The 245-nt window shown below is 44.5% G+C and carries 1 protein-coding gene; it reads right to left on the reverse strand.

All coding sequences use genetic code 11. The annotated features are described in order from the left end of the window. Positions 1-245, reverse strand: a 245-nt coding sequence (locus tag ACYQ78_RS39995; protein WP_459806215.1) for a hypothetical protein, incomplete at both ends; no start/stop codon positions are given.

A 245-nucleotide genomic window follows, 5' to 3' on the forward strand; every position in this document is an offset into this window, starting at 1 on the left:
CTCCGGTGTTCTACTCGCGGTGTCATATCTTCAATCATATGTTTGAACAGCAGGGCTTCTTCAGTGTTTCTAGGGGCAGTAGAGTCTGCCCATTCTGTAGGGATGGAATTGATTGGATGAATGAACACCACTGTAGCCAGACGGATGAAACGGTTTCTTTTAACGTAGCTGATTTTGAAGAGTTTTGGATAGCGCTCATCCTCTACAGTTTCCAGACAACCTTTAGAGTTTGGCTTAACCTTCAC

It is taken from the genome of Herbidospora sp. RD11066 (assembly GCF_054661255.1).